General features: G+C 58.6%; 14 protein-coding genes and 1 pseudogene. 6 read left to right on the top strand and 9 right to left on the bottom strand.

All coding sequences use genetic code 11. The features are described 5' to 3' along the window. Positions 1-526 (bottom strand): annotated as a pseudogene (locus VJV58_RS14285) (hypothetical protein); the annotation flags it as partial. Between the two features lie 186 nt (positions 527-712). On the opposite strand from VJV58_RS14285, the gene VJV58_RS14280 reads away from it, so the two are divergent. Continuing rightward, the gene (locus VJV58_RS14280; protein WP_324138012.1) at positions 713-1,213 is read left to right on the top strand and encodes a PRC-barrel domain-containing protein; all 501 of its coding nucleotides are present in this window, start codon (positions 713-715) and stop codon (positions 1,211-1,213) included. Between the two features lie 206 nt (positions 1,214-1,419). Here VJV58_RS14280 and VJV58_RS14275 read toward each other — a convergent pair whose 3' ends face one another. The 6 genes from VJV58_RS14275 to VJV58_RS14250 all read right to left on the bottom strand — a co-directional run bounded on the left by VJV58_RS14275 (position 1,420) and on the right by VJV58_RS14250 (position 4,327). Next, the gene (locus VJV58_RS14275; protein WP_324138011.1) at positions 1,420-1,665 is read right to left on the bottom strand and encodes a DUF3606 domain-containing protein; all 246 of its coding nucleotides are present in this window, start codon (positions 1,663-1,665) and stop codon (positions 1,420-1,422) included. 134 nt (positions 1,666-1,799) lie between these two features. After that, a complete protein-coding gene (locus tag VJV58_RS14270; RefSeq protein ID WP_324138010.1) occupies positions 1,800-2,153 on the bottom strand; it encodes a phasin in 354 nt (117 codons plus the stop codon). Between the two features lie 76 nt (positions 2,154-2,229). Then, the gene (locus VJV58_RS14265; protein WP_324138009.1) at positions 2,230-2,655 is read right to left on the bottom strand and encodes a hypothetical protein; all 426 of its coding nucleotides are present in this window, start codon (positions 2,653-2,655) and stop codon (positions 2,230-2,232) included. Positions 2,656-2,809: 154 nt separating this feature from the next. Continuing rightward, a complete protein-coding gene (locus tag VJV58_RS14260; RefSeq protein ID WP_324138008.1) occupies positions 2,810-2,998 on the bottom strand; it encodes a hypothetical protein in 189 nt (62 codons plus the stop codon). A gap of 287 nt (positions 2,999-3,285) precedes the next feature. Further along, positions 3,286-3,453: a hypothetical protein gene (locus VJV58_RS14255; RefSeq protein ID WP_324138007.1), complete on the bottom strand. Its 168-nt coding sequence runs from the start codon at positions 3,451-3,453 to the stop codon at positions 3,286-3,288. Between the two features lie 109 nt (positions 3,454-3,562). Continuing rightward, complete coding sequence (locus tag VJV58_RS14250; RefSeq protein WP_324138006.1) at positions 3,563-4,327, bottom strand: SPFH domain-containing protein; 765 nt, start codon at positions 4,325-4,327, stop codon at positions 3,563-3,565. A 573-nt stretch (positions 4,328-4,900) separates the two neighbouring features. On the opposite strand from VJV58_RS14250, the gene VJV58_RS14245 reads away from it, so the two are divergent. From VJV58_RS14245 to VJV58_RS14225, 5 genes are all read left to right on the top strand, one after another. Beyond that, positions 4,901-5,086, top strand: coding sequence for a hypothetical protein (locus tag VJV58_RS14245; RefSeq protein WP_324138005.1), 186 nt, complete (start codon positions 4,901-4,903; stop codon positions 5,084-5,086). Between the two features lie 107 nt (positions 5,087-5,193). Further along, positions 5,194-6,369 (top strand): chromate efflux transporter, encoded by a 1,176-nt coding sequence (chrA, locus tag VJV58_RS14240; RefSeq protein ID WP_324138004.1) that lies wholly within the window; start codon positions 5,194-5,196, stop codon positions 6,367-6,369. Then, the gene (locus VJV58_RS14235) at positions 6,370-7,377 is read left to right on the top strand and encodes a hypothetical protein (RefSeq protein ID WP_324138003.1); all 1,008 of its coding nucleotides are present in this window, start codon (positions 6,370-6,372) and stop codon (positions 7,375-7,377) included. Positions 7,378-7,398: 21 nt separating this feature from the next. Further along, entirely contained in the window at positions 7,399-8,214 is an 816-nt protein-coding gene (locus VJV58_RS14230) for a hypothetical protein (protein WP_324138002.1), read from the top strand. Between the two features lie 448 nt (positions 8,215-8,662). Next, positions 8,663-10,048 carry a carbohydrate porin gene (locus VJV58_RS14225; RefSeq protein ID WP_324138001.1) on the top strand — a complete coding sequence of 462 codons (1,386 nt, stop codon included), beginning with the start codon at positions 8,663-8,665 and terminating at the stop codon, positions 10,046-10,048. Positions 10,049-10,488: 440 nt separating this feature from the next. On the opposite strand, the gene VJV58_RS14220 is transcribed toward VJV58_RS14225, so the two are convergent. Both VJV58_RS14220 and folE read right to left on the bottom strand, forming a co-directional pair. After that, positions 10,489-12,036: an FAD-dependent oxidoreductase gene (locus tag VJV58_RS14220; RefSeq protein WP_324138000.1), complete on the bottom strand. Its 1,548-nt coding sequence runs from the start codon at positions 12,034-12,036 to the stop codon at positions 10,489-10,491. A 177-nt stretch (positions 12,037-12,213) separates the two neighbouring features. Beyond that, on the bottom strand, positions 12,214-12,588 hold a 375-nt coding region (gene folE / locus VJV58_RS14215), incomplete at its 5' end, for a GTP cyclohydrolase I (RefSeq protein WP_324137999.1).

Below are 12,588 nucleotides of genomic sequence, written 5' to 3'. Positions count from 1 at the left end.
TGGCGCGCCGGTTGTCTCGGTAAGGGATCAGCATCGTCGCCCGGCGACCATCTGGAAATTCAATGGTGCGCAAGGTCATCAGCGCCAAGGGACGCTTTTCAGCGGGCCGGCTTGCCTGCCGGTGCGAAGGCCGCTTCGGTTTGGCGATTGAGGTCGACGCGGCATTAGAATTCGTAGCGAGCGCCGGCGCACCCTGGCCTTGCTTGCTCTCTTGCTTGCTTTCTTGCTTGCTCTCTTGCCTCGGCTCTTCCTTGTATTCTTGCGCCGGCTGTTTCGCCTCGGCGACTCCCTCATGCTGTGTCGGCGCTGGTTTGGGTTCGGCGGGAACGGGATCGACGACTTGCGTCGGCCGTGACACCTGCGCGGAAATTTGAGCGGCCACCGGAGCCGCTTGGGTCGGCGGCGGGTTCGGCTTTGCCTTGGCGACGACCTTCACAGGTTCCGGCGTAGCAAGCCAGCTCAGCGCGCCATATCCGCCTCCAAGAAGAAGGCCGACGGCGATGAAATAGGCGAATAATGCAGCCATTGGCGCACTCCCAGCAAAAGCAAAAAGCCCCGTGCCAAAGCGGGGCCATCGCACTCCTCGCCAGAGTCCGTGAAGAACGTTCCAGCCCAACACGCGTTCCGCTTCCATGCAGTTTTCCGCGAGGAACTTTCGACGCGGTCTAACATTTCCTCGTCACCTGGAACGCAACCAACACTGGAGTTTGAAATGAAATCGAAATATCTCGCGGCGGCATTGCTTGGCGCCGCGCTTGTGAGCGGTAGCGCGGTCGCGCAAAATGCCACGACCGATCGCTCCAACGTCAACCTCGCCGCCAACCACAAGGAAGGGCAGTGGCGCTCTTCCAAGCTGATCGGCGTCAATGTCTATAACGAGAACAATGAGAAGATCGGCGACATCAATGAATTGATCGTCGATAAATCCGGCAAGGTCGATGAAGTGATCCTTGGTGTCGGCGGTTTTCTCGGGGTGGGCGAGCATTACGTCGCGGTGCCGATGGACAAGCTGAAATGGTCGAATGAACCGGTCCGAAGCACCACCAGCTCCGCGGCTCCATCGAACAACGCAAAAAGCACCGGCACGACCGGCGAGGCTAATCGCGCCAGCTCGTCCGAGCGCTCAGCCAGCGAGAAGTGGTATCCCGATCACGCGGTGTTCAACGCCACTAAGGATCAACTGAAGGCGATGCCGCAGTTCAAGTACGACTAGTCGAGTTGACTTGGCTTGAATGAAGAAAGAAAGCTGCCCCGCCTCACCAGCGGGGCGGTTTGCATTTGAATTGTGCAGGCAACTCGATGCTTCAGAAATTCATTGATTCCCGCCGCGCGCCGAGAAGGATGACTTATGGAGGAAATCCGGCAGCCTGAATGGCGTGCATTTGCTCGGAAGCCGGCCTCTCGGATGCAACCAGACGCTCAGGCCGCTTCAATGGGCTCGACAGGGGTCGCGACCGCCACCGGAGATACTGCGCCAGGCTGTTGTTGAGGCGTTCGCCGCAGTTCCACTTCCTTTGCGACCGCTGCAACCGAATTGCCAACCTTGTCGACAATGGCTTTCAACTCATCCGCGCGGACGCGCAACCGCCGGCTCAAGGCGCGGACCTGCGATGGATCGGCAAAGTCAATCTTGTTGCGAATCGGCGGATGTTTGGTGCGTTGCATGGGATCCCCTGCTCTCCGAGGATCAACGAAGCGCGTCGTGCTTCGTTCCATGGCGCTTCGGAAACTATCGTAAAATGAGAACAAGTCGATGCGCACCAGCGCGCCGCTTAACATCCAATCCATACGCAACAGCGTCAGAACTTATCTTTGGCGCTGTCCCTGGCCGCCGACATCACATTGCCGGTGATCTGCCGCATATGTTCGCCCGCGTTGGTGAACTGGCTCTTCAAAAACTCCGATTGGATGCGCATTGCCTCCTGAAGATCGGTGGCGTGAACCAGCTTTCGCGCATGCTCGAATGCCGCCTTGATATTCTGCTGGGTGAGTGAGAGGGCCTGCTTGGACATCTCAGTGCCCGGATTCGGAATTGACGTGATCGATCTATTTGCCGCATCGAAAAACATTCCGAACGCTTTTTCGGCCTGATCAATCGTTTTCTCGGCCAACTCGCGCAACTCGGCGGGCACTTCCAGTTTTGGTTCACTCATGTCGCGGTCCTCCGGTTCCCTTGATGAGAGTTACCACAGTTTCGCCACCGCGTCTGTGCGCCAGTTGACGCGATCTTCAACGCTCGTCATCGGGATGAACCCAGGGATACGGCGCTATCTTGCGCTCGGTGGTTAACCTGATCAGATGCACCGGCGGCGCGTAGCGCGGTGTCGCGCAGGAGCGGCATTTCAACGCCGCCTCCAATTTCCAGATCGGCGTATCGCGCGGGCGACGGATGGCATCGAGCGGCAGGCTGGCGCGGGTCTCACAGCGGCGGCACATCACTTCCAGCCAGCCATATCCGCTATTGAGGCATTGCGCGATCGTGGGCGAAGGCTGCGCCGGGCCGCCAAAGCCTTCCATCTGTTCCGACCAAAGCAAACATTCCGCGGCGTCGGCGTCGCGGATCGCTTTTTTCGCCTGTTCGCGCGCATGCTGGGCGCTGATCTTCGCGCCTCTGACGCGATCGGCAAAAATGCGTTCCCGGCTGCGGCCTCTCATCCACCCATTATCGTCGCCGCGAGCCGGAAGAGGCAATCCACTAGGCATTGCGCCCGGCCCCGATGGAACCCCAACGGCTTCTCGCATCGAGCGGTTCACGTCTCGAAAAGTAATGTTAGCCGGCTGTAGCGGAGTCGGGCCGTCGGCCAACGCGTCAGGAGAGCGGGTGTTCGGAGGAAGGTGAGTCGTCGTTGGCGAGACGCTCGGCCATCTCTATCACTTCGTATCGCTGCGGTGGTGCAAGCTTTACGAACGCCTTCAACAGCCGCAAGCTGTCCACGATTTCGCTGGTGGGAGCGCCAAGCTTTTTATGCAGCTCTGAAATAAATGTCGGGTTTTTCATCTCGCTACCTTGGTACAGGCGATAATGACATTCAGAAGAAACTTGGGCGCGAACAGATCGATGCTGCTCAAATACGTGAAATGAGTTCGTCCGGAAACGGCTCGTCTGGTGGTGCAATTGTGCTTGAAATCTGCGGGCCGCTCCCGACCGGGTTGCGATCCCGATGGAGTTGCGGTCCTGCCGAGTTGAAAGTATGCCAATGAACAACTCGGCGGGCAAGCTTCATGACGCAAAAGTCGGCGCCCAAACACTCGTAATTCAGAGGCGCCCTAGCAGTTAGCGGGACATCAGCCCGGTCGCGTCGTTTTGTCCCGCGGCCGCTGTCGCTTTTCACCCGCCGGAGTATCTTCATCGGGACCGTGGGGCGGTTTCGGCTCAGGCTTTGGCATTCCCTTTTGACCGCCGTGTTTGCCGCCCTGATCCTGCACGCCTTCAAGGTCGTTTTCTTTGGGCATCGTGTTCGCACCTGTATTGCCGGTCTGTGGTTCGCGCGCCTGGTGGTTGGCTAACGCAATTCGCCGCAGCCATGTTCCCGCTCGCGACCTGAGACTCGACCATCCAAGCTTATCTCGGCGCAGAATCCTTCGACAACAATGCGATCGCCTCCTGCACCGTCGTCATGAACTGCGCCGGGAATATGATAGTGGAATTCCTCTCGACCGAAATTTCCGCCATTGTCTGAAGCGTCCGAAGCTGCAACGCGACCGGATGCTGCGAAATGATATCCGCTGCCTCGCCCAGCTTTACCGCCGCCTGATATTCGCCCTGGGCGGCGACGATCTTGGCGCGCCGTTCGCGTTCGGCCTCCGCCTCCTTGGCCATCGCTCGCTGCATGTTCTCCGGCAGCGTAATGTCCTTGATCTCGACGGCGGTGACCTGGGTGCCCCAGGGCTCGGTGTGCATGTCGATCACATTCTTGATCTGCTCATTGATACTGGAAGTATCCGACAGCAGTTGATCGAGGCTGAACCGTCCGACCACGTTCCGCACCGTGGTCTGGCTGATCTGGTTGATTGCGTTGTTGACGTTCTCTATGGCGATCACGGCCCGTTCCGGATCGGTAATGTGATAATAAGCCACCGCAGCGATATCTATCGAGACATTGTCACGCGTGATGATCTTTTGAGACGGAATTTGCATGGTCACCGTGCGCAGCGCCACGCGCACCATCTGCTGGAACGGAACAAATATCAGCGTCAGCCCCGGCCCGCGGACGCTCTCGAACTTGCCGAGCAAAAACACCACGCCGCGCTCGTATTGCCGGAGCACGCGAATTGAAACGGCGGCATAGATGATTGCAACCAGCACAAGGAAATAGATCAGGATCATGACACGCCGCCCTCCCCGGTTGCATTCGCAGAGACTAGGTTCCTGAGCCGCTGTATTTCAACATACCGTTTTCCAAAAATTATACTCTGTTGAAGTTGCCGAATATTCTTCATTCATCTTTCCGGCACCCGAAACAGACGTGGTTTGCGTTACGTCGTGTCAGTTGTAGCACCGCGTTGCGCGCTCGAACCGAAAAACTATCCATCGCCGGGGCGGTGCAGCAAGGTGGGTCCAGAGAGCGTCTAGGGCGTCCGGCTTTCCCAAACGGATTGACAGTGCCTACGGCAAGCAGTTTATTTGGCGTACGGGGGCAGCGATCTCCCCGCGAGGCGACATGCCCAAGTATCGCGTCCTGTTCACGAAGGGCGCAGCATGTCTTTTTACAGCTCAATCTCATCAGATAATTGTCAGGACTCGCCGGCTTCGCAAACGCGCGGTTTAACAGCGGTGCGCGATGACGATTGTGCGCGAACCCACAATCGACGGCGAGAAGACGATCGCTGGCGGAAGACCACAAGCACCAAATGCTAAGGAGAGACATAACCATCGACTCACCCGAAGAGGAGCTCTGTAATGAGAACCCTTGCAACAACGCTGCTGATGCTGGCTGTTATTTATGGAGCCGACGCGGCGCAAGCCCAGCAATCAAGCTGCAAGGTCTGCAGCGAGCAGCAGCACGCCTGCATGAAGAATTATGCCGGCCCGACCTGCAAGTCCGAGTACAAAATGTGCATGAAGTCTTGCGGAAAGAAATCGTGAGGTGCCGAGCTCTCCTGGATCAGGCGGATGCATGACAATGAAGTCGTTCACGACCATAGCCTGAACAGGCAAACACGGGGCGCGAACGTATTGAGAGTGTGCATGAAATGACAACAACGACGACAGCTCCACAGGGGTCGATCGGCGAATTGGTACGCTACTTCCTGCGGCTGGGGTTTCTCGGCTTCGGCGGACCGGTGGCGCTCGTCGGCCAGATGGAACGCGAGCTCGTCGACGGAAAAAAGTGGCTCACCAAGGAGCAGATGCGGGAGGCGATCGCGATCTGCCAGTCGCTTCCCGGACCTCTCGCCATTCAGGTCGGAGTTTACATTTCCTATCTTCGCGGCGGCTTCTGGGGCGCGTGGGCCGGCGGCTGGGCGTTCATCCTGCCGAACTTCATTATTGTTGCCGCGCTGGGCGCACTCTACGTCTATCTTGGCGATCTGCAGCCGGTCACTGCCATCTTCTATGGCGTGAGCCCCGCGGTCATCGCGCTGATCCTGCATTCCTGCTATCGGCTCGCCAAGCTCGGGATGGAAGATTGGCTGCAATGGTCCATCGCAGCCGTCTGCCTTGCCGTCACGGTGATCTTGCAGGCGGAAGTCGCGCTGCTTTTCATCGGCGCCGGCATCGTCGGCATTCTCTATTACGGCAGCTTGTTCGGGAAAACGCCGGCCGCCCTCTCGCTTGCCGCGCCGCCAGTGCTGGCGCAGCTCGCGCCGGCCGCATCGAGTTCGATATTGGGGAAACTCCTACTGTTCTTCCTCAAGGCCGGCTCGCTGACTTTCGGCAGCGGACTCGTGATCGTGCCCTTCCTGGAACAGGGACTGGTGCAGCAGTTCGGCTGGCTCGATCAGCGGCAGTTCCTGATCGCGGTCGCGATCGGCATGATCAGCCCGGGGCCGGTGGTCATCACTGCCACATTTGTCGGCTATCTCGTCGCAGGCTTCTGGGGTTCGCTGGTATCGACAATCGGAATTTTCCTGCCATCATTTTTGTTAGTGCTGATCGCGGCTCCTCTGCTCGCGCGCCACCGCGGCAACGCCAATGTGCAGGGTTTTGTGAAGGGTGCCTACGCGGCCGCGATCGGAACGATCCTGGGCGCCTGCATTCTGCTCGGACGCATCGCGATCGGCGACTGGCTCACGGCCCTAATCGGCATTGTATCGCTGGCGATCTTGTTCCGCTGGAAGGTGAGCAATCCAATGTTAATCGCGGCCACCGCTGTGGTCGGGCTGATCGCCTACCCGATTTTGCAACCAGGCTGGGTGATGGTGCACTAAATGAGCTACCGTGTGTCACATCCGTTGCATAGGATTGTTGCAGGGTTGGCGAGCCTCACGGTGCTCGCGTGTAGCGCCGCATCTGCTCAATCGACGGACAAGGGACCTCTCGAACTCGAAACCAAAATTCTGCTCGGCGATGTGCGCGGCCGCATCGATCATATGGCGATCGACTTGAACCGACGGCGATTGTTCGTGGCTGAACTCGGGAACGACAGCGTCGGTGTTGTCGACCTGGCGACTCGCGGTGTTGTCCGCACAATTACCGGACTTGATGAGCCGCAGGGCGTCGGTTACGAGCCCTCGACCGACACGCTATTCGTTGCCAATGCGCGAGATGGTTCGGTCAAGCTGTTCAAAGGCAACGCTTACAAGGCGACCGGCAAAATCGAGCTTGGCAGTGACTCCGACAACATCCGCATCGACTCCGCCGCCAAACGTGTCGTGATCGGCTACGGTAGTGGCGCCCTGGCATTCCTCGATCCCTTAACTCGTAGCAAGGTCCTGAGCGCGAGGCTCAAGGCGCACCCGGAAAGCTTCCAGATCGTGGAGGACCGGATCTTCGTCAACCTGCCAGACGCCCATGCGGTCGCGGTGGTAGACGCAAAAGCCGGAAAACAGCTCGCAAACTGGCCAATGGACAAGAGTGGCAATTTCGCCATGGCCGTCGACCACGATCGAGATCACCTTCTAGTCGCTTTCCGTAGCCCTCCCTACCTGACCGTCTTCTCCATGGCAGACGGAAAACCCGTCGCAAGCACGGAAACCTGTGGCGACGTCGACGATCTCTTTGTCGACTCGAAACGCGCCCGCGTTTACATCAGTTGCGGCACAGGTTTTGTGGACGTGTTTGAGATTAACGGCGGTGCAATTCGGCGCCTGGCACGCGTTCCCACATCGGTAGGCGCGCGCACATCTCTGTTCGTGCCCGAGCTGGATCGTTTGGTGGTGGCGGCCCGTGCGGGAGCCGGTCCAGCCGCGCTCTGGATATTCAAGCCGATACCTTGAATCATGTATCGGGAGGCGCGCATGTCTGCCAAGTGCCCATGTCTCCGAAGATCAGCGCAGCATCTCGCTTTGGGCTCCATACTCACATTGAGCCTACTCGCGTGGTGCAATCCTGCGCGGGCATATCGCCCATTTGACGGTACCGATGCTGCCGTCGCCGCAAAGGGAGAGATGGAAATCGAACTGCAGCCGGCCGGACGCTTGCGCGATGAGCGTGGCACGACCCTGATAGCACCAGCCACGGTGATCAACTACGGTCTCACCGAAGATTGGGAAGCGGTGTTGGAGGGCCAAGCGCAGACGCCGCTGTCGCCAATGGGACCTACAAGCCTGACGGCGGCAGGTGCGTTCCTCAAGCACGTGCTGGTGCCCGGTAGCCTGCAAAACAAAACCGGTCCAAGTATCGCTACCGAATTTGGCGTGCTGCTTCCGGACAGCACTGGCAGTTCGGGCGTGGGCGCAAGCCTGGCCGCTATCATCTCGCAGCGTTGGGATTGGGGCACAATTCACCTCAACGCGGAGACCGCGCTCACCCGCGATCAGCATGGCGATGTTTTTGTTGGCGCCATTCTCGAAGGACCCTCGACCTGGACCGTTCGTCCGGTCGCAGAAGTTTTCTACGAAAACGAGTTTGGAAAGGAGCAGACAATTTCAGGCCTGGTCGGCCTGATTTATCGGGTCCGCGACAACCTCAGCTTCGACGTCGCAATACGTCACGCGCTCACAAACGCGCATCCCGTGAACGAAATCCGAGCGGGCTTGACCTTCGGCTTTCCGCTTTCCTTTTTCGAAGGTCACGCCACGCAACGGGAAGCATCGCCAATTTTGCCTCGGTAGCTAGCGGTCCCGATTATCCGGATGCGCCCGCCAATCGCGGCCTACTGTTTCGTGGTCCTTATCAGTCGCAGGAGGACCAGCATGGTCTTTCTCGCCTCCTTCGGCTTTCCAATCGCGCTTGATTTTGACGTCTTCCGCGCGACTGCGATCCTGCTCGCGGGATTGTTCTGACTGCTGGGGCGTTTGCCCGGCTTGAACGGGTGGGGATTGAGCTTGAACCGGCGTAATTCCCCCTTGTGCGGTCGCGAAAGCCAGTGCGAGTGCAGCAAAAAACTTCATGGCCATTTCCTCCATCGGAACCCATTCCAACGTTTGTTGCTGGCCTTTGTTCGAAGATCAGGGATGGTTTTGCTGCAAATTGGAACAACGGAACCGGCGCCCGAAGTTGCAGCAAGTCGTTAAAGCTGCAACGCTGAGAAACAGTCCGCTCTCATCCTAATGTGATTCGATGCGCTTCTCCTGGACGTTGGCACTTCTGGTGGTGCTTGCTTCCTTCGGGACAGTCTCCGCCCAGGAGGATAAGAAAACTGATGACCTGAAGCCGGCCGATCCCGACACAGGTGAAAGCACGGTCGAAGAGAGGACGCTTGGCCTGCTGCCAAATCCGTTCGAGAAAAAAGGGTTCAAGTTCGCTGTCACCTACATCGGCGAAGTCCTCGGCAACGCCAGTGGAGGTCAGAAGAGAAGTGCGGTTTACGAGGACCGTTTTAACTTCGCGCTCGATGTGGACCTGGAAAAGCTTGCAGGGCTGAAGCAGCTCGCCCTGCATGCCAACGTGTTTCAGATTGACGGCGGCGGACTCTCGCGCGGCACCCTTCTGAACTACATGGTCGTCAGCGGTATCGAAGCTTTGCCATCGACGCGCCTGTATGAAATCTGGGTTGAGCAAAAATGGGGAACCAAGCTCGCTGTTCGGGCCGGCCAGCTTGCGGCTGACACCGAATTCATGACCGCGAAATACACCGACGTTTTCACCAATGCCTCACTCGGCTGGCCGGTAGGGCTATCACTCAACATGCCGAGCGGTGGCCCCTCCCCGCCGCTCGCCACCGTGGGTGCGCGATTGCGCGCCGATGTGTCGGATAATCTTACCTTGATTGGCGCAGTGTTTGACGGCAACGCCGCGGGACCCGGCCAAAACGATCCGCAGCTTCGTGACCGTTATGGGGTGAACTTCCGAGTAAATGATCCGCCGTTGGTTTTGGGCGAAGCACAGTTTCAGTGGAACTCAAAAAAGGGCGATCCCGGCCTGGCTGGAAAGTTCAAGATTGGGGGCTGGCGCCATTTTGGGGATTTTGCCGATCAACGTTTTAGCGCCTTAGGTCTCTCGCTGGCTGACCCGGCTTCCGGCGGGACAGCCGCGACTCTGCAAGGAGATTTTGGCGTCTACTCGGTTTTCGAGCAAAAGCTCTACCGGGTCGGCAATGACACTGACCGTGGCATCGGAGTATTTGGGCGCGCCTCATACAGCCCACCGGATCGCAATCTGATCGATATTTATGCTGATGCGGGCATCGAATTCGTCGGCCTAAGCGACCAAAGGCCAAAAGACAAATTCGGGATTGCCGCGGCCTATGCGCGGGTCTCACGACGTGCGCGCGCGCTTGATGGCGATTTTCAGCAGATTTTCGGACCGAGCTGGCCGGCACGCAGTTTCGAGAGCCTGGTCACGATGGTGTATCAATACGAGCTGCGAGCCGGCTGGACCTTACAGCCGAATTTTCAGTACATCACCCATCCGGGTGGCGGCGCGACCAATCCTCTTTCGATCACTCCGGGCAAGGTGCTCAAGGATGCTGCCGTTCTGGGCGTGCGTACAGTCGTCAAATTCTGACTGACGCAGAGCTTGCCATCCGGGGTTCATGAGGCTTTCACCGCCACGAAGATCAGGCAGGCGAGTAGGCCCAAGCCACAAAGGACAAAAACTGCTGTCGGCTGATCCTCGACAATTGAGCGTGACGGAAACGCGCGCGCGAATAGCCTTGCTAATGCTGTCATCTCAACACTCCGAACTATTAATCGCAATAGTCGGACTAATACCTAGAGCACGCGTTCAATCATGTGTGTGAACTAGAACACACATTGCAGAACACTGCCTTGCAACAATCGGTGCGCAAACGCTCCGAATGGCCGGCGAAGGCGTCCTCAAGCGGCGATACAGCGTATTGGGAAACGTGCTTGGCCGGGCCGCTAGAGCTTGCGCGAGTTTATGGGGGAAGTGCCTACAGCGCCGCCTCCGCCTCGCGGCGCCGCGATCAATCGCCTTGCCCCGGTTTATTCAGCCGCCTCGACATTTGGGGGTATTCCGACACGCGACAGCGGCGATACGGCCGGACCGTTCAGGCAGCTCCCGTCGGGCGCAAACTGCGAGCCGTGACACGGGCAATCCCAGCATTGTTCGAGCGAGTTCCAGTGCACCACGCAGCCCAGATGAGTGCAGCTTGCAGAGTGCAGATGCAACGTGCCATTGCGATCGCGGCAGGCGGCGATCTTTTTCAAGCCGCTGCGAACCAAGCGACCTTCCCCGCGGTGAAGCCGTTCCACTGATGCAATGGCATCGGCCGTGAGGTACTCAGCAAAGTTTTTGAGCGGGGTAATGTTCTCGGTCAGGAATTCAGTGATGTTCTTGTGAATCTTGCGGTCCGGAGCATAGACCTGCTCCCACGGGCTGCTGCCCTTCGTGATCAGATCCGAAATCAGAATAGCTGCGACCAGCCCGTTTGTGATGCCCTGACCGGAGTCACCGCTCACCATGAACACGTGCTGCTCGTCTGGACTGCGACCGACGAAGCCGACGAAGTCGGTGGGCTCGAGAACCTGGCCAGACCAGCGGTGGCTGATCTCACCGAGGTTGGGCAGCCGCTCGCGCGTCCACTGCTCGAGTCTGCCAAACCGTTGAGGTCCGTCATCTGCTTCGCCCGACTTGTGGTCCTCGCCACCCACGATCACGATGTCTTCGTCGCTCGAGAACGGCTGCAGGCGCACGTAATGGTATGGATCGAGGGTGTCCCAATACAGCGCATCAGGCAGCGTGTGCGCCGGAATTTTCGCCGCGATTGCATAGGTGCGATAAGGTGCCTGCTTCGTATGAATCGCAACCCGGAGATTCACCGGTGAGTTCGTGGCGACCACCACGTCTGTGGCTTGCAACGTCTGACCTGTAGCGGTCTTGACCTGAATGTCGCGCGAGCCGGGCTCGATCCCCTCCACGCAACTGTCGCTATACAACCTCGCGCCTCGTCTCTGCAGAGCCTTGATAAGACCCGCGAGATATTTCGTCGGATGGAAGCGAGCCTGTCGGGGGAAGCGCAGTGAACGGGAAACGCCCGCTGCATGTATCTTCGTCGGCTCGCGACAGTGCTCCACCGCAACGCCGAGGCGCCTGCACGCATCGAATTCCTCATCGAGGTGCGAAACAGGGGTGTCGGGAGCCAGCACCCAATAACCGTCGACACGGGCAAAGTCGCAATCGATGCCCTCCGTGGATTGAATGGCTTCCGCACGGTCGATGGCCTCAGCGACACTCCGATAAAATAATCTAGCTTCATCTTCACTGCGGACCCGGATCAGCTCTTTGTAGTCGTCGTCCAATGCGGTTGCGAGGTGCGCGGTTGTGCGCGCCGTCATGCCGCCGCCGATCCGACCACGATCGAGCACGATCACGGAGCGGCCGCGCGCAGCAAGCTCGTACGCAACCGATAATCCGGCAATGCCGGCGCCGACAACCACGACATCGGCGCGCTCCGACGCGGACAGGGTCGGCGTGACCGGCATTAGCGTGTCCATCCAAAGCGACTGCGTGTACTCGTCCGCGACATTCATGGCTGTTCCTCCAACCTGAGAGCACGTCCGGTAAACCGCAGCGACTTGGCCGAGTTCCCGCGGCTCTCTGCTGCGCCGCGGAAGGAATTCAGGTCAGCGGCGATTCTGGCGCGCCGAGCTCGCTGATGCATAGGAGAACGGCCGGCTCTCGGAATGAGTTTTTGTGCGGGTGGTGCCCTAGAGGTCGAGTCCGGTCATAAATTCATGACGCGTAGCGGGATTTTCGCGGAAACATCCCAACATTCGACTGGTGACCATTCCGGCACCGTGTTTGTGAACGCCTCGGGTGGTCATGCATCCATGCGTTGCCTTGATAACGACCGCGACTCCCTGCGGCTGCAACACCTTCTGAATAACGTCAGCTATCTGCACCGTAAGGCGTTCCTGAATCTGCAAGCGTCGAGCAAAGGTGTCCACGACTCGCGCGATCTTCGATATTCCGACGACGCGACCATTTGGCAGATATCCCACGTGGGCGACGCCCGTAATCGGTGCCAGGTGATGCTCACAAAATGATTCAAATGGAATATCGCGGAGCGTGATTATCTCATC

Source organism: Bradyrhizobium sp. (assembly GCF_035273305.1).
Classification (GTDB): domain Bacteria; phylum Pseudomonadota; class Alphaproteobacteria; order Rhizobiales; family Xanthobacteraceae; genus Bradyrhizobium.
This window is presented reverse-complemented; position numbering and strand designations above follow the sequence as displayed.

What these genes read in the sequence shown, in the direction of transcription:
- VJV58_RS14280 (WP_324138012.1), top strand. Translation starts at nt 713, where the DNA reads ATGAAATCGAAATATCTCGCGGCGGCATTGCTTGGCGCCGCGCTTGTG.
- VJV58_RS14275 (WP_324138011.1), bottom strand. Translation starts at nt 1,665, where the DNA reads ATGCAACGCACCAAACATCCGCCGATTCGCAACAAGATTGACTTTGCC.
- VJV58_RS14270 (WP_324138010.1), bottom strand. Translation starts at nt 2,153, where the DNA reads ATGAGTGAACCAAAACTGGAAGTGCCCGCCGAGTTGCGCGAGTTGGCC.
- VJV58_RS14265 (WP_324138009.1), bottom strand. Translation starts at nt 2,655, where the DNA reads ATGAGAGGCCGCAGCCGGGAACGCATTTTTGCCGATCGCGTCAGAGGC.
- VJV58_RS14260 (WP_324138008.1), bottom strand. Translation starts at nt 2,998, where the DNA reads ATGAAAAACCCGACATTTATTTCAGAGCTGCATAAAAAGCTTGGCGCT.
- VJV58_RS14255 (WP_324138007.1), bottom strand. Translation starts at nt 3,453, where the DNA reads ATGCCCAAAGAAAACGACCTTGAAGGCGTGCAGGATCAGGGCGGCAAA.
- VJV58_RS14250 (WP_324138006.1), bottom strand. Translation starts at nt 4,327, where the DNA reads ATGATCCTGATCTATTTCCTTGTGCTGGTTGCAATCATCTATGCCGCC.
- VJV58_RS14245 (WP_324138005.1), top strand. Translation starts at nt 4,901, where the DNA reads ATGAGAACCCTTGCAACAACGCTGCTGATGCTGGCTGTTATTTATGGA.
- chrA (WP_324138004.1), top strand. Translation starts at nt 5,194, where the DNA reads ATGACAACAACGACGACAGCTCCACAGGGGTCGATCGGCGAATTGGTA.
- VJV58_RS14235 (WP_324138003.1), top strand. Translation starts at nt 6,370, where the DNA reads ATGAGCTACCGTGTGTCACATCCGTTGCATAGGATTGTTGCAGGGTTG.
- VJV58_RS14230 (WP_324138002.1), top strand. Translation starts at nt 7,399, where the DNA reads ATGTCTGCCAAGTGCCCATGTCTCCGAAGATCAGCGCAGCATCTCGCT.
- VJV58_RS14225 (WP_324138001.1), top strand. Translation starts at nt 8,663, where the DNA reads ATGCGCTTCTCCTGGACGTTGGCACTTCTGGTGGTGCTTGCTTCCTTC.
- VJV58_RS14220 (WP_324138000.1), bottom strand. Translation starts at nt 12,036, where the DNA reads ATGAATGTCGCGGACGAGTACACGCAGTCGCTTTGGATGGACACGCTA.